This window comes from Acaryochloris sp. IP29b_bin.137 (assembly GCF_028285745.1).
Classification (GTDB): domain Bacteria; phylum Cyanobacteriota; class Cyanobacteriia; order Thermosynechococcales; family Thermosynechococcaceae; genus Acaryochloris.
Genome location: NZ_JANQOP010000339.1, coordinates 1 through 21,473, shown reverse-complemented (window position 1 = coordinate 21,473; position 21,473 = coordinate 1). Strand labels below are relative to the sequence as shown.

Genomic DNA, 21,473 nt, shown 5'->3' with positions numbered 1-21,473 from the left:
CCTCATTGCCTTATATTCCAATACCCATTCGCATCGCTAAACCCGGAGAAAGTGGCATCAAGATAGCCACCATTAGAAATAAAGCTACTAACCCTAGCACAGCTCTGGTATCGTCGGGTTCAACTAACTCATTGAGGCTAGGACGCTCTAAGTCGCGTTGAAGCAACAGAATAATAATTGCCCAATACAGTGCAATGGGGTTGGCTAAAGCAATAATCGCCAGAAAAATCAGAGTAACCCATGTCGATGTTCGAGCAATCTTACGCCCATAAATCGCTTGGATAATGCGTCCGCCGTCCAGAGAGCCAGCAGGCATTAGGTTAAGGGCGGTAATCACCAAGCCAATCCAGCCAACCCCCACCAATGGATGGACCAATACTTTGGCAACATGAAGGGTATCGCCTAAAAACAGGCGGGCAATCATTCCCACCAAAATCGAACCTTTTAGAAAAGAAATATCAAGGGGTAAAGTTGGGTTCGCAGGCGACAAGATCAACCCCACGATCAGAAGTCCAAGGGCAACGAGTCCGCCAGCAGCTGGCCCCGCAAAGGCAATATCGAACAGACTTTGACGACTGGGGAGAAGGGACTCAAACCGATTAAAGACGCCAAAGGAACCTATTTGCAGGGCAGGAAAGGGAAACGGCCAGCTTAGTTTTACCTGGTAACGGTGGGCAATACTATAATGGCCCACTTCATGAGCCACTAATACACCGACGAGTCCCAAACCAATGGGCAGGGCTTCGGTTAATCGCTCAGGCTGCTCAATCAAGTTGTATGAAAGTAAAAAAGCACCGGTGATCAGACAGGAAGTAACCGTAGCTAAACTCAGAATGACCGCAAACAGTTTCTGCGTCCACCCACCCACTTTGGGATCATTGCGTCGAGGCAAGACGATCACAATGGGTTTGCCATCTGTATTCTCAACTAGAAAAAGGCGGTATTGCTCGGGTAACTTTTCTTCCAGTTGTTCAGTCAGTTGGGCATGAACTTTGATGGCATCTCCCCGCAGATTTCCTTGAACGATCACCCCGTCTTGATAGGGAATGGTTTCTGTAGGGAAATACGTGTCGATGCCAAAGATACCTTGAATGGTTTGTAAATCCTCTGTAGAAATCGGTAAGGGAAGAATCTCCGTGAGGGAGTTCTTGAGCGCAGCTTCGGAGGCAGCCGTTTGGGATTCCGGTGAGTCTGTACAGGATGGAGCCCTATCAGAAGCAGGCGATTCAGCCGCATCAGACGTTGACAAACTTTCAGATTTCACGTCTTCGGCTGGTGGCCTGAAAGTGCTCGACGGCAGAGCGTCCTGGTTTTGCTTGGCAAGAAAGCGTAGCCGTCTGCCTAGAAGAATATACAAGCCAATCGACAGCACCACAATCAACAAAGTACTGGCTAAGTCCAAGGTAATCCCCAGATTCAGAAGACCCAACATCAGCAGCCAAGGTCCCATGAGGACAACGGACTGTAGCCAGGCAAGCAAGCCTATTTTGCCCATCGATCGAGATCGATTAAAGCCCAATCCCAGAATCACAAAAGCGGCTAGAAGAAGTAAGGCTGTTGTGGCGTAATAGCTGGACATAGATGTTATAGAAAGTTATGAAGGGGCCTGTAACGTGGTTTTAGAAACAATCCGAGTTTTCTTGCGATCGCGTTCGGACAATGCTTCTCCTTTTTGCAATCGAGTGGCACTGCCTTGCAGGATGGTGGCAGCATTTTCATCCCCCATTTGTAAGGCGGTATTGGCCGCCATTTGTAGCATTGTGGCAGCCCCGGCTCGATCACCTTCCTGGAGTTTGGTCTCCGCAATTTGCGTCTGACGATACTTCGCTAAAGCGAGGATATTCTGCTGTACTTCAGGATTTGGAGCGGGTTGGTAATGGTCAGTCACAGTGATTTCAACCGGGATGTTTTCTGACAGTAGCTCAGTTTTGCCGAAGGCAGGGTTATCATACCGGACCTGAAGCGTTGCAATGGTTTGTCGCCCGGGGGGCAGTTGTTCGATATACAAATTCGCTAACACCGTCCGTTGCATCTGGGTCATCAAGTCGCCAATACGGACAACAGCGAGTTCTCCTTCTTGTGTAATCGGGAGCTCTACAGTCTCTGGCGTCACCTGAGCAACGGGCTTCAGATTAGCGAGCCGCACCCCAGGGCTAAGGGCCATTAAAAAATGGGCATTGGTCAAACTGACGGTTTCGATCCGAGTAAAGAGAGCATTGAAAACATCAACGGCATTTTCAGGTTTCTCAATAAACGATAAGCTGCCACCACCAGCATCGGCTATCCCCTCCAATACATTTTCATTCCAATGACTGCCAAAACCGAGGGTATTGAGCGTAATGTTATAGCTAGCCGCTAACTCTGCAAATTGTTGGCAGCGCTGATTATCGCCATGTTCATTTTCACCATCCGTGAGCAGAAACGCCTGGGAAATGGTGCCAAGCTTACCCACCGCTAATTCTTCAATGCCTAGCTTCATGGCATCATCGATGGCTGTTCCCCCTTTCGGTTCTAAACGCTGAATCAGGGCCTTGATTTGTTCGGGGTCTTCCACCGTTTGATTCGGAATCAATACTTTGGCATGATGATCGAACGCCACGACAGAAATGCGATCTCCCGGGCTGAGTCGATCCACGATACTCTGAGCCGCTTCCTTAACCGTCACCAGGGGACGACCAGTCATTGAACCACTGTGGTCCAAAATCAGGCAGAGATTGAGTGGCGCATTGCGGGTTCCATCCCCTAACCCAGTGTCGCTAACCGCAGACACTGCAATCGACAACTGGCGTTGCTGTGTGTCCTGGGATGCGTCTAACTGATCATCGTTTAGGGCCAGACTTAAGCTGACATTCATAGCGCTATTCTCTAACATGCAAATACAATGACGATTCCTGTTGCATATGCGGATCAGCGTGAGTCTAGCAGGTTGACTCATTCCGACTCAGCCGCGCAGGAAAACGGTTCACCTTATCCTCTTATCCTAAGTCTTTAGGACTCTAACTGGTTAGATTAGTCATATCCCCCCATTCACTAAACCAGGATGGGGGGCCAATGCAATCGGAAGAACTTAAAGAAGTGGCAATATCGCCAGGGAAACATTCGGCCCCTCAAGCGGACGTCCCATCCAGACCTAACTCTCGTTGGAGAAGCTCAATCGATTGAGGATCGATGTAATTCCGGCAACAAACAATTTTAGGCAGTCGAATCAGGTCGGTTTCAGCCGCTAAAACAGCTGCCTTTAAAGTTTCACAACTAGCCTGATCGCTGATGATCGTTTGGGCATGCCGAATCACGGCATTCAGCTTATAGGCGTCTTTGCATTCAGCACTCATCACATAAATATCATCCCCCCTCAGACTGTAAATCATCACTTCAGCGACACCTAACGTACCCGGGCTAAGGCTAACAAGCCCTAAGCGGCTTCCCTCAGGCAACGCTTTAATCAGCTCTAGTTCTTCAGAATAGTCATAGATATCAATCGGAATAATCCGAAACGCTTTTGGATCGGGATGATTCGCTTGAACCTCTGTCAGAATTTCTTCAGCTTGGGTTGCAAAATACCGCACCGTCAATACCGTTGCGGCCTGTTTAGCTTTCAGATGAGCGGCTAAGTCTTCGAGGACCACCAGTTGGATGGGAATGGATAAAGCTTGCTGCAGTTCTTGCACCATAATTTCTCCAGCGCCCCAGTCATGTTTGGGGACTGTGACTATCACGCGGGTGCTGGCGCGCAGCCGTTCAGTAATGGCATGGAGGAAGAGTTCTTCAACCTGCTTGAGGGTATAGCCCCGCTGCAAAAATCCATCTAAACTTTGCTCAATCAGTTCGGGCACGGGGGTGGCCGTCTCTTCTTCGGTAATGGGCAAAGATTCTTGCCCCAATGCCCGCACGTAAATGCCAGACCCCACTTGTGCTTCTACAAAACCTGCAGATTCTAAGCGCTCATACACTTTACTGATGGTATTGCGGTGGAGCCCCGTTTGCATCGCCAGTTGGCGAGTGCTGGGCAAGCGATAGCCGGGGGGGAACTGCCGAGATGCGATCGCAAAGCAAACTTGATTAAATAACTGGGTTGAAGCTGGAATCTCGCTATCAGGCTGAATCGTAAACTGGACCATCATAGGCCAAGAAAGAAGATAGAACAGCAATCTCTCTATCATATGAGCTGAAGCGAATCCTGGACAGGTTCTACATAGAATCTGTGTCAGAGAGTCCCCTCGATTTGGGTCACCCCCTTCCCAAAGGACAGCGTTTTTTGGAGACTAGATATACAGTAATGATTGGCACAGACCGTGGTTCAGATCCAAACAGAAACAGTAGCGATTCCCCATAAAAATTTATCTATTGATGCCTATTTGGCCGAACCTCAAGGCTTAGGTTCTTGGCCCGGGGTGATTGTCTTTCAGGAAGTATTTGGCGTTAACGCCCATATTCGCGCCGTTACAGAGCGAGTTGCCGAGCTCGGTTATGTGGCGATTGCCCCCGCCCTCTACCAAAGACAGGCACCGGGCTTTGAAGTGGGGTATACCCCCGCAGATTTAGCACAAGGCAGAACCTATAAGAACCAAACAACGGCAGCTGAGCTCCTCAGTGATATCCAAGCCACATTAGCGTATTTGGATCAAAAAGAAAATACAAATGCTGCCTATGGCACCATTGGCTTTTGTTTTGGTGGGCATGTGGCCTATCTGGCTGCAACCTTGCCTGAGATTAAAGCAACCGCTTCATTCTATGGTGCCGGCATTGCCACAATGACACCGGGGGGCGGCAATCCCACCCTTACCTTGACCCCTAACATTCAAGGGGTTATTTACATCTTCTTGGGAACTGAAGACCCTCTGATTCCACCCTCAGAGATGCAACAAATCGAAACAGCGCTCTCGACCCATCATATTCAACATCAGGTGTTTTCCTATCCCGCCGATCATGGATTCTTCTGTGATCAACGGGCAAGTTACCAGCCTGACGCAGCGGCCCAGGCTTGGCAACACGTCCAACACCTGTTCCAGTCAGCTCTCTGAAATCGAGGGCAACATATTGACAAGCAGACTATACTCTTCAAGTCTCTGATTCATCTGGTTGTAAAGAAAGTTGTTTGGATGTTGAAGACGAGGCAGAGGAGCGACGCCGTCGCCGTCGCGAAGATGGACGGGTCTTTTCATCTGGCTCTTTATCAGCCGATTCAGCAATGGCAACGGGTTCGGGTAGCGCTTCTGGGGAAGCCGCAACGGAAGCATCCACCCCTGGGGACTCATCAATATCCGGTGAGCTTGAGCCTGATCCTTCCGCATCCCCTGATTGAATGGCTGGAGTTACCGATGCAGTCTCACCCGGCGTTCGGATCTCAACGATAGCTGATTTGGGCTTTTTGACTTCCCCCGGGAACAGAACAGTAGGCGAAATACCCATAAACGCGTAAATATCTTGCTCCTCAGGCGTCATGGTCACTGCAATAACTTCAGGCGGCGTTTCCTGACGTTGGCGCGCCCCCCCCGAACGGCTCCGAGACCGCTCACTAGACCCATTTTTAGCGGAGCCATTGGCCTCGCTATTGGATTTGATGGGCTTTGCATCCGAGGATGAGCTTTGCCTCACCAGGCGAGGATTCAAGGATTCCCGCGCTAAACTGTCCCCAAGGCGCGAACGACGTCGGCGCCGACGGTTCCCCCGCTCCTGGTAGCTGGGATGATTGGTCAGATCCAATTCTTGCAAGTTTTCCGACGGATCGAGGTGAAGCTGACCACCCATGGCTGCCGAAATACCAGGAAGGGGGATGCCAGCGGTGGGAGAGGGGGTATCCCTGGCATTTTCGGACCATCCCAATTCACCAACGGTCGGAGCTGCTTCTCCCGGCAAATGAACCAAGTGTCCTAACCCTCCACAAGCAGGACAGGGGGTACCAAATAACTCATAAATGTTTTGGCCCTGACGCTTCCGAGTCAGTTCAACAAGACCGAGTTCAGAAAGCTGGGCAATTTGAGGACGGGCTTTATCGGCTTTGAGCGCTTTGTTGAAATGCTCTAAGACTTGCAGCTGATCGCGGCGGGAGTCCATATCGATAAAGTCAATAATAATGACACCGGCGATATTGCGTAAGCGCAACTGTCGAGCAATTTCAGCCGCAGCCTCGCAGTTGGTCCACAACACGGTTTCACGAGCGGTAGCCGATCGGGTAAAGGAACCTGAGTTGACGTCAACAACGGTGAGGGCTTCTGTTTTCTCAATAATGATATATCCCCCAGAAGGTAGATCAACCCTAGGTTTCAAGGCTTCTCGAATGGCAGCATTGACCCGAAAATACTCAAGGATGGAGGTGGACTCTTGATGCTGATCCACCAGTACCCCTTGAGGCAGCTTGTTCGTGTTGTTCCAGTTCACCAGATGGTGTTTGACCCGTTTGAGTCCTGGAGCAGAATCGACAACAATCCGATTGACATTACTGCTATAAACGTCCCGGAGGACTCTTTGAATAAAGTCAGTGTCGCGATCCAACAGAGCAGGTGCCCGAGTTGAGGCGGCTTGTTGCTGGACACTTTCCCACTGGCGTTGCAGGAGTTCTAGATCCTCAATGATCGCCTCTTCTGCAACGCCCTCCGCTTCCGTGCGAACCAGAAGGCCCATACCAGACGGCTTAATTAATATGCCGAGCGCCCGTAGGCGACTGCGCTCATCTTCTGCTCGAATCCGGCGAGATAGGTTGACGCCCCGGCCTGAGGGCATCAGTACCAGGTAGCGTCCAGGCAAAGAAATATTGCCTGTCAACCGCGGACCTTTGGTGCCCGTGGGCTCCTTCATAATTTGGACTAACACTTTCTGTTGGGGGGCCAACAGCTCGGTAATCGCACCAGAGTTGCGTTTTAAGCGCACCGGACCCAAATCGCTGACATGGATAAATCCATTCCGTTCAGCATCGCCAATATTGACAAAGGCTGCATCAATGCCGGGTAATACATTCTCAACGATACCCAGGTAAATGTCTCCGACCTGATGACTACCCGTCGCAACGATAAGTTCTTGGATTTGATCTTCGGAAAAAACAGCAGCGATTCGATGCTGCTCGGCAATAATAATTTGCTTCGGCATTCAAATTCCTCAAAGAAACTGAGCCAGCAGACAACACGTTTCATGTCTGGGCTGAACTCGAAATAACAAAAGAGATTGTGGGGCTTGGACGTTCAAGAGTCGTGGCAGGGAAACTGAATTGATATTGGAAACTAATCGTAGATTTGTTACCCAAAAATGGAAAGATTTTTTGAGAAGATTTTAGATCTTCTCGCAAGGTTAGAGTGATTCTGGCGATTTCAGGAATAAAGTGGCGAGAATCTTTACAAAGAGCCTGGCGAGACCGATAGAATTGAACCTTAAGTTGGTGTAAATACTGATCGGGTCATCCTCGCACCAACGGTAGGATTAGAGCCGGGTAGATTGAACATGCATCACTTTAGAAAAAAGCTTGAACATGAAATATCTACGATGCACCGTAGTCGAGATAGTTCCTGTTGAGAAGCATTATAGCGTGGAGTCTCGGTTATACTCACACTGGCCTATGGGAGTTTGACAAGGGAGACTGAATCAAATCAGTGTCAAGCAGCATAGAACTAATGCTTCTGTCCATTCTACGATGGCACCGTAAACATCACCAGTCATCCCTTGAAATTGGCGATAGAACCAGTAGCTGATGCCAATGGATAGGCTGCTCCCGATGAGGATACCCCCGCCAATGATGTGCCATGCCCAGGAGAATCCATAATATTGGCAAAGCAGGACGATCAATAGACTGATCATGCTGGGCCAAAGATCGCCAAGACCTTGAAACGTACTGGTATGAAAGGCATTTTTGCCTTCGGGCTTGAGATAAGGGAAGGTCGCAATCGCAAAGACCTGAGCGATTCGCCCCCAAACAAAGACGGTTACCAGGGCAGGGAGGTGAGGGGTAGATAGGTTACTGAGCGCGCAGACCTTCAGGAGGATAACTACAGTACCAGCCATCACGCCAAACGCACCAGTTCGACTGTCCGCCATAACGATGAGACGCCGTTTCGGTTCCATAACGGCAAGGCCATCCGCCGTATCCATGACGCCATCGAGATGAAGCCCCCCGGTGAGGCCTATCCATAGACCCACTACCAGAGCACTGCGGGTAAGGGCAGGCATCTGCCCCAGGGCGAGACCCTGGTCGATGATGCCAATGCTGACTCCGAGGAGCAAACCCACCCAAGGGGCCCAGCGGGCAATCCGCTCAAACTCTAAAGGCCAAGTTGAGGGAAGGGGAATGCAGCTATAAAATGTGATCGCACCCCCGATTTGCTGCAAAATTTGTTTCATCAGTGCTCTTGAGAAGAAAAACAGAGCGGTCAAGACTTATAAGTAGAATTCATTGCCGCAGTTACGAATTGATTGTGGCATAGGACAACTAGAGTAAGGTGTTTAATGCTGTTAGCACTGGTCTGCATATCAGGGTGACTGAACTACAGCAAGTGAAGTTCTAAAACTGAGAGATTTGTTGAATTTTTATCCAGAACATAGATTATTTATTGACATTGCGTTAAATTAAGTCCCAAGCTGCACTGGTCTGGTGGTTGTAGAGCGGATCTCATTGGTATTTCTAAAACAGCAAGAGGGGCGTTTCGTGGCTAAGCAAATTTCAAAAATTCGTCCTGCTGTCGATCCACAATCTTCTAAAATCCTTCCCTCAACTATTAGTAAAACGAAAGACCAAGCGCTCTATCTGGAACCGATACCCGAGTCTACAGCTAGCCTCCGCAAAAAGTTAAAAGATAAACGACGTCAGCAGAAACAGCAAGACAAGCAAAGAAAACAAGCACTTCGCCAGAAATCGAAAAACCGTAAAAGTCATTCCCACCGCATTTCTGCCTCACGAACAGATTCTCGGCTCTCAGAGGCTGGGCGGGTGGCAGCGTTACCGACCTCGACGGAGACCATACCGCAGCGTATAGAAAGAGCGGCTCGCCAGCCCTTATCGCGATGGCAGCCATTGAAACGGTTAGCTCTATTTCTGGGCGCGACAGGTGTAGCCTATGGTGGGGGATGGATTGCCCTGGAAATGAATTTGCCCGATACGACCCACCTTGCTGCCGAAACCCAGGTCCGGGCCGGAACCCTAACCTTAAAGTCTGCGGATGGTGCCATTCTGTTTCAGGATGGCCCTGCTAGTCGAAAAACAGTCAGGATTCATCAAATTCCCAAGCAACTGCAGCAGGCCTTCATTGCAACTGAGGATCGGCGTTTTTTTGAGCATGATGGGATTGACGGCCAAGGCATTTTACGAGCCATGGTGACCAACCTGATGTCAGGAGAGCTGGCGGAAGGTGGCAGCACGATCACCCAGCAGTTGGCACGGATGACGTACTTAAACCAAGAACGCTCGATTTTGCGGAAGTTAAAAGAAGCCCGCTTGTCCCAGAAAATTGAAGATAAACTCTCTAAAACCCAGATTTTAGAGCGATACCTGAACCAGGTGTATTTAGGAAGTGGCGCTTACGGGGTGACAGATGCCGCTTGGGTCTATTTTGGCAAGTCTTTAGAACAGCTTAATTTGCAAGAAAGTGCGACCTTGGCTGGCTTGCCTGCAGCCCCTAGCTTATACTCGCCATTGATGAATCCCAAGGTGGCGCAAGAACGCCGTAATTTAGTCTTAGATCGGATGGTTCGGGCGGAAGCAATTACGCCTGCAATGGCAGCGCAAGCGAAGCGTAGTCCGATCGCTTTAAATCCAAAACAGCCACCGAATGCCCAAGACCACAGCCCATACTTCACGGCTTACTTGCAGCAGCAGTTACCAGAATTGTTACCCGAGGAAGTGCTTAAACAGGGTGGATTAGACATTCAAACGACCCTGAACCTGAAGTGGCAAAAAGCGGCTGCCTCAACCATTAAAGATGTGGTCTATCACGAGGGCTATTCCCAGCGCTTTGATCAGGCCGCTTTGGTGTCCCTTGATCCCCGGAATGGAGAGATCAAAACGATGATCGGCGGCAATGCCTTTGCACAGTCCCAGTTCAACCGGGTGACTCAAGCTCAACGGCAGCCTGGTTCTACGTTTAAGGCGTTTGTGTATACGGCTGCGATCGCATCTGGTTTCTCTCCCCATGATGGCTTTCAAGATGCCCCCTTTATTGTGGATGGCTATCAGCCCAATAATTATGGTCATACCTATAAAGGCTGGATGTCCATGAACCAGGCCTTAACTAAGTCCGCTAATATCCCAGCGGTTCGGGTATTTATGGAAGTGGGGTTTGAGCCCACCATTAAGCTGGCTCGCGAATTGGGGATTCAGTCTCCCTTAAAGCCCTATTACTCTACCGCTTTGGGGGCGAATGAAGTCAGCTTACTGGAATTGACGCGGGCCTATGGCACCCTTGCCGCCCAGGGCTACCGGACTCAGCCCTTTGGCATCCGATCGATTCGCAATCGCCAGGGTAAAGTCCTGTTTCAACATCAGCCTGCCAAGCAGCAGGCGCTTGATTCGTCATCCTCAGCCATTATGACGTGGATGTTGCAGCAGGTGGTGACCTCTGGCACTGGCAAACCAGCACAAATCGGTCGCCCTGTAGCGGGTAAAACGGGTACTTCAGAACATAATCGAGATTTGTGGTTTGTTGGGTATGTTCCCCAGTTGGTAACAGGGGTCTGGCTGGGGAATGACGATAACTACCCCACAACCGGCAGTAGTTCAACAGCCGCCGCCACTTGGGGACAGTTTATGAAGCAGGCTGTCAAAGACATTCCTGCTCAGTCGTTCCCTTCTTTACCAAAATTGACAGGCCGGCAGGGAAGTATTGAGGCTAAACCCGTTAAACCCAAACGGCTAAAGAATTTGCCGATGCCTAGGCAAGAAGAGCCTACAGCAGAACATACCGAAGATGCAGCCGTAGACTGAGCTCAACTCAGAATAATCTCAGTCTCCCTTTCCCGGAAGGTTGCCGAAGATGCAGCACAACCTGAGTTCAGGTTGTGCTGCATCTTTTCTGACGTGATTTTCTGCTGTGTTAAGTGGATGCAGAAATCTCAGAACGGTTAGAGTTTCGACGTTTGTTTAGAACAGGTTTCGATTTCCGACTGCGTCCGCCATTCTTAGAAGACCAATCATCAAGGTTCGCGGTAATGGCGGGATAGCGGTCAAAGGCCATTTGCAGGGCAGCAGCAGCAATAGTCTGAGTGTCATAGTCTTCACTGAGTTGGGAAACCGTGGGTAAGAAAGAAGCCAAGCGTTCCCCAGTCAGGATGCTGTGCAGATCTTCCGTGAGTTTTTCGAGTCGCCGCCCTTCAATCGCTGAGCGGGTTGGAGTAGGCAGCGTCGGAATCTCCTGGCGAATATGCTGCTCAATTTCGTGCAGCTTCCAGCGATCAAGGGCATGGACTAGGGAAATGGCAGTACCTTCATTGCCCGCTCGTCCAGTTCGACCAATCCGATGCACATAGCTTTCCACGCTATCGGGGGGCTCGTAGTTGATCACATGGCTCAGGTCGTCCACATGTAAGCCTCGGGCCGCAATATCAGTTGCAACGACCCAGCGGATGCGCCGTTGACGAAAGCGATCCAATAACCGCTCCCGTTGGCTTTGGCTAAGGTCACCATGATATTCATCGGCGCTATATCCAGCCGTTTGTAGCTGCTGGGTTAACGTTGCCGCTTCCCGGCGAGTACGGACAAAGATGATAGCGGATTCAGGGTCTTCCAGTTCCAGAACTGCCTGCAAGACCGTGGACCGTGCCCATACCCGGGGCACCCGATAGGCCACTTGATTAATTCGGGTGGGAGCCGCCTTGGGCTGCTCTACGGTCACCGTCACTGGGTCATTCAGAAACTGCTTCGATAACTTGTAAATTTCGGGAGCCATCGTCGCTGAAAAGAAGGCTGTTTTGCGATTACCAGGAACCTGTTTTAGGATTTTCCGGACATCGGGAATAAAGCCCATATTCAGCATTTCATCGGCTTCATCTAGAACAAACCAGCTCAGTTGATCGAGAATGATGTCACCCCGGCTCAGTAAATCTAAAACGCGGCCAGGGGTACCGACAATCAGCTGAGCACCACGACGCAGTTGTGAAATCTGACGATCAATGGACTGACCCCCATAAATTGCAACGACCCGCAATGCTCCATCCGCTTTAAATTGGTAAACGGCTTCACTCACTTGCACCGCTAGCTCTCGAGTTGGCGTCAAAATCAGGGCCTGAGGGGCTTTAATGGCAGGATCGAGCTGCTCTAGGATTGGCAGGGAGAAAGCAGCCGTTTTACCGGTTCCTGTTTGGGCTTGACCGATAATGTCTCGACCAGCCAGTAAGTGGGGAATGGCTTCTGCTTGAATTTGAGTGGGGGTGGTAAAACCAAGCGCTTCTAAACAATCAACACGAGTTTGTGAAAGACCAAGTTGACTAAACGTAAGGGTCATGAACTCTCCTAGAGGGTTAATACAGGTTACTGCCGCTCGTGCAGAAAAACGTCTACCGAGCAATCACCGCAGCATCTGAATCATGACTATCAGTGTCTGCTCGTCAAAAGTATGAGGTTAAGGGATCTGAATACCACTCTGGATTTAGTGGCTGAACAATAGAGGGCAGTAAAGGGCCAACAGGTACGAGTTGGCGATAGTAAGTTAGGACTATGGTTGTCCTAGTGTTTCTATTCTGCAACAAAGTGTAACAAAAAGCATCATGAGTCAAGACATCATGACATTTTACTGAGCAAGATCCCCTCAATATCATGAGGGAACGCTTAAACAGCAATGGCTAGCGGATCAACTCTCCATGCAGGTCATAGGCGTCTGCATCCGTAATATAAACGTCGGTTAAGCCACCTAATCGAGGAGAGGTGGCATCACCCGCATCAATATAAACAAGGCCATCTACATCAGCGGAGAACCGAGCGGAACGACCGATCAGTTGACCCGAACCAGGATGCTCTTGCTCAATTAAAACTGGCACGGTCTTCCCCACTTCTTGTTGGTTTTGTTGCCAGGAGATGGGTTGTTGCAATGCCATTAAGCGATCACGTCGCGCATCCATCACCGCTTGGGACAGTTGACCGGGTAAGCCAAAAGCGGGAGTGCCTTCTTCAGGCGAAAAGGTAAAAACACCCACATGATCAAATTTATGCCGCTGGACAAACTCACACAGATGCTCAAAGTGTTCATCCGTTTCGCCTGGGAAGCCAACAATAAACGTGGTCCGCAAAACGGCATCAGGCAAGGTCGTTTTGATGGTCTCGATAATCTGATCGTTGACTTGGCCTTGCCAGGGACGATTCATGGCCCGCAGCACCTCTGGGTGGGAATGTTGCAAGGGCAAATCTAAATAGGGCAAAACGTTATCGGTTTCTTGAATGGCCGCCATCACCGCTGGGGTTAAGCCGGTGGGATAGGCATAGTGCATGCGAATCCAAGGTACATCCACGGTACCGAGAGCCCGAAGTAGTTCAGCGAGCTGAGGTTTACCGTAGAGATCGATGCCGTAGTTAGTCGTGATTTGGGAAATTAGAATCAGCTCCTGGACGCCTTCGGCTGCCAATTGTTGGGCTTCAGCCACGATGGACTCAATGGAGCGCGAACGTTGTTTGCCCCGTAAGTGGGGAATAATGCAAAAGGCACAGCCATAGTCACAGCCTTCTGCAATCCGCACATAGGCAGTTCCTTCGGTGGTAGTGCGATACCGAGGTACGGTTTCATCGGCGATATAGGTCGGTTCGGGGGACACTTCTTTGACCCGCTCTCCCGCTTCAGCTCGCTGAATGACGTCTACAATTTTGTGATAATCGCCAGTACCTACGAGGGCCACAGCTTCGGGTAGCTCTTCTAGCAATTCCTCTTGGAAATGCTGGGCCATACAGCCTGTAATCACAATTTTTTTGTTGGCTTCGGCCAGTTCGACCAGGGTACGCACAGATTCTTCTCTGGCCGCTTGAATAAAGCTACAGGTGTTGACGATTACATAATCGGCAAAGGCTTCATCACTGTCGACGGGATAGCCCGCCTCCACCAGCAGCCCCAACATATGTTCAGTGTCAACGCGATTTTTTTCACAGCCGAGGTGAGCAACGGCGACGGAGGGCGAGTTGGCCATGCAGAATCAGTCAATTTTGAAAAAGAATACTCAGTGATCCTATCTTATGATTTGAAATTCAGTCAGCTTGAGCCAAGATGGCCTCTGCGTCTTGGAGGACAGTTTCTACATCTGGCAAGTCTACATGCTGGTAAATGGCACGGATTTTGGCGTCCTGATCTGAAATAATTAAAACCCCGTAATTTTGCGATTGTTGGTGAAAGGCTTCATTATCAGTGGGGAAAATGCCGAAGACTTGATCGGCCAGTTTCAAATCAGACCCGCCATAGAGATCCGCTCCTTTGAGATTGGCGATGGAACCAAAGGCACCACATTCTTCGTTCACACAAAGGGGGGGTAAGTCTGTATGTAAGAGATGAATCAAAGATTTATGTTCTGCAGGTTTATTACTCGCTTGTAGACCAGATTCAGAGGTGCCTGCATAAGTGGGTAAAGGTTTCCCCACGGACAACTTCCCCAGGGTTGAGACGGCTTGAAATGAACGAGTTGACGACTGTTGCCCCATTCCACACCCACTCATCATCAAGAAGAAGAGAAAAACTGCAATCCAAGAAACCGCTTGAACGACACTCAATGGGTTGACTTTAGACTCCACACTATTCCCCTGCATGATAGGAACTTCTGACTAAAGGACCGGAGCGGACATGGCTAAATCCGAGAGAACGGGCGATGTCACCGAGACGATCAAATTCATCGGGGTGCCAATACTTTTCGACAGGAAGATGGTTAAGCGAGGGACGCATATATTGACCGAGGGTAATGCGATCGCACTCCACTGCTCTCAACTCTCGCAAGGTTTCAATGATTTCGGCTTCCGTTTCGCCAAGGCCCAGCATCAACCCTGATTTAGTCGCTATTTTAGGTATGACATCATTTTTAGGTGCAAGTTCCTTCACCGTGGCTAATACCTGGAGCGATCGCTCATATTTTGCCCCTCGCCTGACGGGACCTTGGAGGCGGCGAACCGTTTCCAGGTTGTGGTTATAGCAAACAGGCTGTGCGTTAACAACGGTGGCAATCAGGGTGCGATCGCCCCGAAAATCAGGGGTTAACACTTCGATGTCTGTATGCGGACTGACCGCTCGGATTGCTGCCATTGTTGCGGCAAACCATCCCGCCCCTTGATCTGGCAAATCATCTCGGGCCACTGAGGTGAGCACCACATATTTCAATCCCAATAAGCGTACCGATTCAGCAACCTTCTGTGGTTCCTGCTGATCCAATGGTTGAGGGGCATGCCCCTTATCGACCTGACAAAACGAACAGGCTCGGGTGCAGACTGGTCCCATTAGTAAAAACGTGGCCGTTTTTTGGGCATAGCATTCACCCCGATTGGGACAGCGGCCTTCCTCACAGATGGTGTGAATATGGTGGCGTTTGACAATCTGCTGGACAGTGGATAGTTCACTGGCTTTGCCAATCGGACGACGTAGCCATTCCGGCAAGCGTTCCCGTATTTCAGATTTCACCATTGGGTCTACCTTATGACGACCGGCACGCACTTTAACTATAACGAGTTTGCATCGACGAAGAATCAGCCCTCCACGCAGATGAGCGGGGCTGAACCTCGGCCTGGAATCAGCGCGAACCAAAACCGATGCCCTGCCGCCATATTGGAAATAATCTTAAAACGGAATAGAAATCCCGGCACCAACGGTAATCTCGTTTTGATCTCTGACTCTCAGTTGATGCCAGGTGGATGAACCCACGCGATTGGTGACGAAAAACTCAACATTGGGTTGATTCGGGCTTGATTTATCCCCGCCGATGATGCTTCTGGGATTCCAGCGAACCGCGACGGACCAGGGAATGCGATCGGCTAGGGTGTTGCCGATAAAAGCATTGCCCTCACCTAGGAAATTGGCGCCCAATTCACCGACCAGACTGAGGTCTTGCACGACTTCAACCGAACTGCCGACATTAAAGCCTCCCAACTCAACTCCCTCTCGTTGGACAAACCCGGCGATGGGGGTGAACCAAACGGCCAACTGATCATTGACTTTGTAATGCAGGGGAAGGGAGAGGGTGACCACAAACCGTCTGCCTTCGGGGCTATCCGTTCTAAAGATCAGGGGGAAGTCTTTTTGGGCCCCCCGTCGGAGCAGGCCATTGCGATTGTTGTTATCAAAATTGTCGAAGATATTGTTGGTGAGTCCCACCGTGACTGCTGCGCTGGCTGTCAGAGGAGCAGCCTCATCCTGGTTCAGCAGTCGCAGCTTAACGCCAAAGCCTTGCTCTGACTCGTCTACTTCCCCAAAGATATAGTCTAAGTAAGCGGATAGTTCAAAGTCCTTGGTCACCCCGTAGCGCAGGGCGGTCTGAATGCCTTGTCCACCCCCTTGTAAGTGAAACAAGAAACGCTGACTGGGCACCGTCCCACCATCAAAAAAGGCCAAACCATCAATGGTATTAGGGGAATCTTGACCCTCCTGATCGCGGTTAAAACTATCGGCAATCCGGCGGTTTGAGGCAAGCAGACTCGGTAAAGAAATGACCCGCAGGCCCAAGGCGGTTAAATCCCGATCGGCCGTTAAGGCTAAGGGTCCTTTGCTGCCAAAGGTATTGGAGGCAAAGATATCGAGACCGAGGCTGGGATTGAGGAAATACCGCAGCCCCGCATTATAGGCAATAGACTTGGCGGGTAATCCCGAATCCCGATTGAAACTGTTGTTGCCGGTAAAGGGAACAAAAGCATCACCCCAGAGGGTAATCCGAGGATGAACTTGATAGGAAATTGCCCCACTCAGCCCAAAGGTGGTGCCAAAGGAGCCTGGATTGGCGAGGGGCGGCCGGGGGATAAAGACGGCATTGCTATCGGGGAAAAAGGCAATGGTGGGGGAAAGGGTAAACTGCCAGCGATCGCTAACCGTAGCAGTAAAGGGAAATTGGAGGGCTGGGATTAAACTGCTGTCTTCCTGCTCAATCCTGCCGGGATTAAATTCAAACGTACGCTTGGTCAGGGGGACCGCTAAGGAGAAGGAACCACTAAAGGCCAACGTACCGTCGGCGTTATCCCAAAGTCTTTGCTTAACGGATAGCGTTAAATCTCGGTTGTTTACCCGTCGAACAACGCCGAAAGGTCCCAGTCGGTCTGGAGTACCCGTATCCACTACCTGCAGGGTGAGGTCCAATTCGGTGCTGTCCGTGATGCCCCAAGTGACCCCAAAATTCGGATAAGCTGCCGTACCACTAGCTGCTTCAGTTCCCGGCAAAAAGAATAGGCGGTTGGAGAGGCTCATGGCCACCACTCCCTTGGGTAGGTGAATCGCCGTAGGTTGCTGAAATTGCTGATTGGCTAAAGGGCTAAACCGGGGTGTTTCAGTTTCCTCATTATCTTCATCGCCCTGGTTGGTCTCAACGTCCGTTTCGACCGACGGGACTGAGTCGACTTGGGCTAAATCCGCCGCACTCTTTGAAATTGAGGGCGGAAGGGAAAGATCTCGGGGAGTGGTTGCTTGGGAGATAAGCGTTGGCGGTGAGAGTAAGCTTGTTGGATGAGGTGCTACGGATGGGGATGACCGAGACGTCAATGAGTGAGTGGTTTCGTTGGTGGTGATAGCCGGGCGAGTCTCACTAGAGCTAACGGGCTCTGAATTGGGACTTTGAGCAGTCGTCGCTTGGACCTTGACTGGAGAAGTTTTCTCGCTTGAATTGGATAATCTTAAGCTACTGGTGGTCTGCTTAATCTGGACGGTCGGGCTGTGACTAAACCTAAAATCAAGCGTTTTCAGCTCAGATGAACTGAGAGGGCATGCGTCACATGGAGTAGATTGGAGAAGTGGATCTGAGAAGGGAGCAGTCTCAGCATGGGTGGGCAGACTGAAACTCAAGATGGCTACGCAAAGCCCAGTTGATAGGGGAATAGACTTCATATTGAGGATAATGACTCCACTGAATCTCTGCTGTCAGTACAGGGACGTTCCCAGTCCTAGCTCAGCTTGGGTGGCTGGGGAAGAGTATACATCGGCACGTCAGCCCTCAGATTAACGGCAAAAAACTCGAGCGTGGCTTGCTAAACCATGCATTACGACGGAACGGTAATTGATTTGTTCTCCATCCACCGCCAGTAGGCCCTTCGACCTAAGGGGGGCTCGCTGTCTCCACCTAGCCTTATCGTATTCCATCTCTGAGAGGAGGAGGTGTTCTCCGGCGGTCATTTTCAGAAATGCGGTTCCCAAGCGTCTGTGAGTAATTCCTTTACGAATGATTAAGCCATCCCCATAACCATCCGCTAGCTGGGCATGAGCGGCTGCCAAACGGTTATGAGCATCTTCCACAATGGCTTGGTTCGATATAGGCAAGCCCTGCATCGCTTGGCAGATGATATTGATCCTTTGCGATCGCAGCTGCTCTGTCGAACACACAAACGCATATTCCTTCAACCGTCGGCGTTGGGGGATAGCCCTAGAAGCGAGCTAGGCACATAGGACAAAATCCACGAATCCTTGGGAATATCGTTTATCAGTGGGCTTAACGCCCATGACATCGTCAAAAGTCAAGGTTTGGCGTAGACCAGCGCGGAACAAAGACAAGCTGGAGGTCGTCAATCAACCACTAGCCCAAATAGTGGCAGCAATAGGCTCAGAGCCGCTGACAAACAAAAGGTGTTCCTCGAAGGCAATATCCCATTTGATCTGTTGCAAAAACAATACTTTTCTGGACCCATTTCGCCCAAGACACTTCGCATATTTTATGGCTTGGGGGTGGGCTATTGATAGCGGGAGTTTTAGAGGCGTTTATTTGGAAGACGAAACCTTTTGAATGGGTAAATGTTCTGATTCAGGCCCAATGGCTGGGGGCCAATAAGCGTTGGGGAGGATTGATTGGCTTACCATTAACCTGCATTTTCAGTACCTTTTTGCTGTAGGTATTTAGAGTCTCCATTATTTTCAAACTCAGGGCCACAGGTTCAACTCTTGAGCTTTAATTCCATCGAATATGGATGGTTAGTTGGCTTTATTTTTAATCTGTCTGAGCTGCCGAATTCCCTTATGGAACAGCGGTTATAGATTCCCTGAGGGAATGAAAACAACAAATTTTTCTATGTCATTGATCCTATGGATTCGTCCTAGGGGATATTGCTCCTCTAGGTTTTCTATTTCCCTTTTCCCTACTCTTTGGTGTTAATAGGAGCGATCGTCACCCCATTTTTATTTTTGGGAGCAACAGAGGTGCGTAGACAGTTGGATTTAAAGGCATAACCCGAGTTGACAAAAAGGACAAAGTCCTTCACAAATTTGAGAAATTGCAATTGAATTAAGTCAATGTCTATGGTCAAATCTATTCTCAGCAAGAAAAGCGAATTAGCGGTAAGATTTGAGGTATTTGGATTAGGAGACGTGACCACTCTATGAGAGTTTTACTAATTTACCCCCTCTTTCCAAAAAGTTTTTGGTCATTTGAGAAAACCTTGTCCTTAATTGACAAAAAAGCATTATTACCTCCTCTTGGTTTAGTGACGGTAGCTGCAATCCTGCCTCAAGAATGGGAGTTTCGGCTGATTGACCGCAATATTGAAGCTGTGCCTGAGTCAGATTGGGACTGGGCAGAGATGGTGATTCTCTCCGGCATGATTGTCCAGAAAGAAGATATGTTAGACCTTGTGCGGGAGTCCCATCGGCGAGGTAAAAGAGTTGCAGTGGGTGGACCTTTTGCCACCTCTGTTCCTGAGGATCTGCAGGCTGTCGGCGCAGACTATTTGATTTTGGATGAAGGGGAAATAACCCTTCCCATGTTCATCGAGGCGATAGAACGAGGCGAAAAGAGTGGTGTGTTCAGGGCCACGGGAAAACCTGCTGTCACTGATACTCCCGTTCCTCGCTTTGATCTACTTAAGTTCCCTGCCTACGACAATATGTCAGTGCAGTTTTCTAGGGGATGCCCCTTTCAATGCGAATTTTGCGACATCATCGTGCTTTATGGCCGCAAGCCTAGAACGAAAACTCCTGAGCAACTGATTGGTGAGCTAGATCGGCTGTTTGAACTGGGATGGCGCGGCTCAATATTTATGGTCGATGACAACTTCATTGGCAATAAGCGCAATGTAAAGCTATTGCTAGCTGAGTTACGGCACTGGATTGCCGAAAAAGATTATCCCTTCAACTTTACAACTGAGGCTTCTGTAGATTTAGCTCAGGATGAAGAGTTGATGGATCTAATGATCGAATGTAACTTTACGAGTGTGTTCTTGGGGATTGAGACCCCAGATGAAGAGAGCTTAAAGGTAACTAAGAAATTCCAAAATACTCGGGACTCCCTCAGTGAATCCATTGACACCATGTCTGAAAAAGGGCTGAGGATTATGGCAGGTTTCATTATTGGCTTTGATGGGGAAAAGAGTGGGGCAGGTGATCGCATAACCCGGTTTGTCGAAAAAACCAATATACCTATCGCCCTGTTTAGTATGCTGCAAGCTTTGCCCAATACTGCACTATGGCACCGTCTAGAAAAAGAAGGGCGGCTGCTAAAAGATCAGGAAGGAACAGGTAATCAAACCTCATTGATGAATTATGTTCCAACCCGTCCCATCGACGAGATTGCCAATGAATATGTAGAGGCTTTCTGCAATATTTATGATCCTCAAAAGTACCTTGACCGTACTTTCCGTCATTTTATGAGCATGAATATTCGCCCTCGAAAAGGTGGATCGGGTACAAAGTCTTTTAAAAAAGTAAGCTGGGTGGATATTCGAGCGATAAGCACCTTGGCTTGGCGCCAAGGCGTTGTCCGTAACACTCGCTGGAAATTCTGGATTAATCTGTTCCGCATGATCCAAAAGAATCCCAAAGTGTTCACTCGATATCTGATTGCCACTGCTTTTATTGAACACTTTATGGAATATCGACAAATTGTTCGGAATGAAATTGAGTCTCAGTTAGCAGTGCATCTACAAAATCATCCACGGGTCGTTCAACCCGTGGAAGCGGCCTCTGCAGAGCAGGTCCCTGCAAAAACGGCCTGATATATCGTTGAGGTTTACTTTTGAAGCCATCGAACCAGCCCAACTCATTTGTCATAACGGGTATGGTCTGGAGCGTGCTGATAGGGAACCTAGCGAAGCTTATCCCTGATCCAGCGAAGGCCTATTATTTTTATGGCGGGATGGTTTGATGGGGCTAAATCAGCGGTTTGCCATCTTGGCGATAGACTGCCACTAAAGCAGGTTTAGGGGGATCCGTTGACTGTTTCCCTGGCCAGTTGGAGCCGATAGGAACGTCATAAGCCTGAGTAAACCCTTGACCATCCGTTGTCAGCATCTGACTTTTCCCGGTAAGTCTTCAAAAGCTTATTTGGTAGGGGCTACAGGGTACCAATCTAGACTAAAAATTCTCCTAAATCGAGTTCACAGTTAGCCAATACTTTTTGAAACCCCCATTATTCCGTAGAGCATT

Annotated in this window: 15 protein-coding genes; 3 read left to right on the top strand and 12 right to left on the bottom strand. The window is 49.6% G+C overall.

From position 1 onward, the window contains the following. Positions 1 to 10: 10 nt before the first annotated feature. The 3 genes from Q0991_RS22980 to Q0991_RS22970 all read right to left on the bottom strand — a co-directional run bounded on the left by Q0991_RS22980 (position 11) and on the right by Q0991_RS22970 (position 4,121). On the bottom strand, positions 11 to 1,579 hold the full coding sequence (locus Q0991_RS22980) for a site-2 protease family protein (protein ID WP_299493006.1): 1,569 nt from the start codon (positions 1,577 to 1,579) through the stop codon (positions 11 to 13). A 15-nt stretch (positions 1,580 to 1,594) separates the two neighbouring features. Then, positions 1,595 to 2,854: a VWA domain-containing protein gene (locus Q0991_RS22975; RefSeq protein ID WP_299493004.1), complete on the bottom strand. Its 1,260-nt coding sequence runs from the start codon at positions 2,852 to 2,854 to the stop codon at positions 1,595 to 1,597. A gap of 253 nt (positions 2,855 to 3,107) precedes the next feature. Further along, positions 3,108 to 4,121, bottom strand: coding sequence for a GntR family transcriptional regulator (locus Q0991_RS22970; RefSeq protein WP_299493002.1), 1,014 nt, complete (start codon positions 4,119 to 4,121; stop codon positions 3,108 to 3,110). 171 nt (positions 4,122 to 4,292) lie between these two features. Between Q0991_RS22970 and Q0991_RS22965 the strand changes: the two genes are divergently transcribed. Beyond that, a complete protein-coding gene (locus tag Q0991_RS22965) occupies positions 4,293 to 5,021 on the top strand; it encodes a dienelactone hydrolase family protein (RefSeq protein WP_299493000.1) in 729 nt (242 codons plus the stop codon). A 37-nt stretch (positions 5,022 to 5,058) separates the two neighbouring features. Here the strand turns inward: Q0991_RS22965 and Q0991_RS22960 are convergent, their stop codons facing one another. Next, on the bottom strand, positions 5,059 to 7,083 hold the full coding sequence (locus tag Q0991_RS22960; RefSeq protein WP_299492998.1) for an Rne/Rng family ribonuclease: 2,025 nt from the start codon (positions 7,081 to 7,083) through the stop codon (positions 5,059 to 5,061). A gap of 489 nt (positions 7,084 to 7,572) precedes the next feature. Beyond that, positions 7,573 to 8,325 (bottom strand): adenosylcobinamide-GDP ribazoletransferase, encoded by a 753-nt coding sequence (gene cobS, locus Q0991_RS22955; protein WP_299492996.1) that lies wholly within the window; start codon positions 8,323 to 8,325, stop codon positions 7,573 to 7,575. 304 nt (positions 8,326 to 8,629) lie between these two features. Between cobS and Q0991_RS22950 the strand changes: the two genes are divergently transcribed. Next, positions 8,630 to 10,900, top strand: coding sequence for a transglycosylase domain-containing protein (locus Q0991_RS22950; RefSeq protein ID WP_299492994.1), 2,271 nt, complete (start codon positions 8,630 to 8,632; stop codon positions 10,898 to 10,900). A gap of 109 nt (positions 10,901 to 11,009) precedes the next feature. Here Q0991_RS22950 and Q0991_RS22945 read toward each other — a convergent pair whose 3' ends face one another. The 6 genes from Q0991_RS22945 to Q0991_RS22920 all read right to left on the bottom strand — a co-directional run bounded on the left by Q0991_RS22945 (position 11,010) and on the right by Q0991_RS22920 (position 18,446). Beyond that, positions 11,010 to 12,416: a DEAD/DEAH box helicase gene (locus Q0991_RS22945; RefSeq protein ID WP_299492992.1), complete on the bottom strand. Its 1,407-nt coding sequence runs from the start codon at positions 12,414 to 12,416 to the stop codon at positions 11,010 to 11,012. A gap of 337 nt (positions 12,417 to 12,753) precedes the next feature. Next, entirely contained in the window at positions 12,754 to 14,082 is a 1,329-nt protein-coding gene (gene rimO, locus Q0991_RS22940; RefSeq protein WP_299492990.1) for a 30S ribosomal protein S12 methylthiotransferase RimO, read from the bottom strand. Between the two features lie 58 nt (positions 14,083 to 14,140). After that, on the bottom strand, positions 14,141 to 14,677 hold the full coding sequence (locus Q0991_RS22935; RefSeq protein WP_299492988.1) for a hypothetical protein: 537 nt from the start codon (positions 14,675 to 14,677) through the stop codon (positions 14,141 to 14,143). Between the two features lies 1 nt (position 14,678). Then, positions 14,679 to 15,554, bottom strand: a complete 876-nt coding sequence (gene lipA, locus Q0991_RS22930; protein WP_299492985.1) for a lipoyl synthase — start codon at positions 15,552 to 15,554, stop codon at positions 14,679 to 14,681. A 153-nt stretch (positions 15,555 to 15,707) separates the two neighbouring features. After that, positions 15,708 to 17,954 carry a hypothetical protein gene (locus Q0991_RS22925; protein ID WP_299492983.1) on the bottom strand — a complete coding sequence of 749 codons (2,247 nt, stop codon included), beginning with the start codon at positions 17,952 to 17,954 and terminating at the stop codon, positions 15,708 to 15,710. A gap of 111 nt (positions 17,955 to 18,065) precedes the next feature. Continuing rightward, entirely contained in the window at positions 18,066 to 18,446 is a 381-nt protein-coding gene (locus Q0991_RS22920) for a hypothetical protein (RefSeq protein ID WP_299492981.1), read from the bottom strand. Positions 18,447 to 19,432: 986 nt separating this feature from the next. On the opposite strand from Q0991_RS22920, the gene Q0991_RS22915 reads away from it, so the two are divergent. Further along, the gene (locus tag Q0991_RS22915; protein WP_299492979.1) at positions 19,433 to 21,043 is read left to right on the top strand and encodes a B12-binding domain-containing radical SAM protein; all 1,611 of its coding nucleotides are present in this window, start codon (positions 19,433 to 19,435) and stop codon (positions 21,041 to 21,043) included. 154 nt (positions 21,044 to 21,197) lie between these two features. Here the strand turns inward: Q0991_RS22915 and Q0991_RS22910 are convergent, their stop codons facing one another. Then, the gene (locus tag Q0991_RS22910; RefSeq protein WP_299492977.1) at positions 21,198 to 21,338 is read right to left on the bottom strand and encodes a hypothetical protein; all 141 of its coding nucleotides are present in this window, start codon (positions 21,336 to 21,338) and stop codon (positions 21,198 to 21,200) included. Between the last annotated feature and the right edge of the window lie 135 nt (positions 21,339 to 21,473).

Excerpts from the sequence above, each read along its gene's own strand:
- Q0991_RS22980 (WP_299493006.1), bottom strand. The coding sequence starts at position 1,579 with ATGTCCAGCTATTACGCCACAACAGCCTTACTTCTTCTAGCCGCTTTT.
- Q0991_RS22975 (WP_299493004.1), bottom strand. The coding sequence starts at position 2,854 with ATGAATGTCAGCTTAAGTCTGGCCCTAAACGATGATCAGTTAGACGCA.
- Q0991_RS22970 (WP_299493002.1), bottom strand. The coding sequence starts at position 4,121 with ATGATGGTCCAGTTTACGATTCAGCCTGATAGCGAGATTCCAGCTTCA.
- Q0991_RS22960 (WP_299492998.1), bottom strand. The coding sequence starts at position 7,083 with ATGCCGAAGCAAATTATTATTGCCGAGCAGCATCGAATCGCTGCTGTT.
- cobS (WP_299492996.1), bottom strand. The coding sequence starts at position 8,325 with ATGAAACAAATTTTGCAGCAAATCGGGGGTGCGATCACATTTTATAGC.
- Q0991_RS22945 (WP_299492992.1), bottom strand. The coding sequence starts at position 12,416 with ATGACCCTTACGTTTAGTCAACTTGGTCTTTCACAAACTCGTGTTGAT.
- rimO (WP_299492990.1), bottom strand. The coding sequence starts at position 14,082 with ATGGCCAACTCGCCCTCCGTCGCCGTTGCTCACCTCGGCTGTGAAAAA.
- lipA (WP_299492985.1), bottom strand. The coding sequence starts at position 15,554 with ATGGTGAAATCTGAAATACGGGAACGCTTGCCGGAATGGCTACGTCGT.
- Q0991_RS22925 (WP_299492983.1), bottom strand. The coding sequence starts at position 17,954 with ATGAAGTCTATTCCCCTATCAACTGGGCTTTGCGTAGCCATCTTGAGT.
- Q0991_RS22915 (WP_299492979.1), top strand. The coding sequence starts at position 19,433 with ATGAGAGTTTTACTAATTTACCCCCTCTTTCCAAAAAGTTTTTGGTCA.
- Q0991_RS22910 (WP_299492977.1), bottom strand. The coding sequence starts at position 21,338 with ATGCTGACAACGGATGGTCAAGGGTTTACTCAGGCTTATGACGTTCCT.